At 31.7% G+C, this 1,088-nt stretch carries 1 protein-coding gene; it reads right to left on the minus strand.

From position 1 onward, the window contains the following. Positions 1-46 precede the first annotated feature (46 nt). A complete protein-coding gene (locus AMDU4_RS13165) occupies positions 47-874 on the minus strand; it encodes a hypothetical protein (protein WP_021788424.1) in 828 nt (275 codons plus the stop codon). Positions 875-1,088 lie beyond the last annotated feature (214 nt).

Raw genomic sequence — 1,088 nt, forward strand, 5'->3', positions numbered from 1 at the left:
ATTAAAATTTCACCAATTATTACATATTTCCGCGGAATCTTATTCTTCATTGTAAATCACCATTGTATAAAGTTATAGGGCATGATCCGTAATTTTTATAGTCATTTGGAACCTGATTATACGGTGAATTTATCCATGCATATTTAAAAATACCTGTATGCACAAAGAAAAATACACCATTTCCCCCACCAAATTCATCGTATAGGAGAATTGTACCTATACCTATGCTCAGGATTGCTGCCACTATAACTGAGGCTGCAAAAGTTACAAGTGCAGCAACACCTGCGATTGCGACGCCAACGCCTAGTACATATAATAATGTATCTGTCATTTCCTGGTTAAATGCAAGTGCCTCCCCTCCACTACCTAATGAATATATTGCTTGAAGATCTACATATACATTGGGATTATTGCCTGTTGCATTCTTAGTATTATTAGTAGCATTGGTATTTAATACAGTTACATTATAGTTTCCTGATTTAGAATATAACGGTACCACTGTAAAATTATTATTTAATTCTGTACTGTTGATCAGTAATGATCTATGTTCTAATTTTCCATTAACGTAAACATTTAAAAGTTCTCCAGTTACATTATTATTTCCTCTATATAATGTATAATTCATAATTATTGTATTATTGCTTGATGTATTGCCTCCATTTGTTGCAGGTGTTTCATTTCTAAATGTGCTTCTATGGCTTACACTGCCTGTATCCTTTAAATTATATTCATGAACATAATGCCCTAATTTAGGTATATTTATATGATTGTAATTATCACTATGGATTTCTGGGTTATAGTAAACCAATCCGACAAGGCCAGCACCTAACCTATTAGTAGCAAATGAGAATGCTATAATAGTTTTTCGATCCATAATGAAATTAATACATGAATATATATATAAATTTTGATAGTAATATTGATAAATAATTTATTGGAAAACTATTTGCATTATCTATTGTGGGAATAGATCACGATGATCTACACGGAATGTTGCCACATAGAAAAAATGTGTGTATCGATTTACAGTTAAGACGTTGGGATCTGACATACTCTTATCAACTAAAGGGGGTTATAACTTTTGCTTC

It is taken from the genome of Ferroplasma sp. Type II (genome assembly GCF_000496155.1).

Coding starts and splice junctions, on each gene's coding strand:
- AMDU4_RS13165 (WP_021788424.1), bottom strand. CDS start 874: ATGGATCGAAAAACTATTATAGCATTCTCATTTGCTACTAATAGGTTA.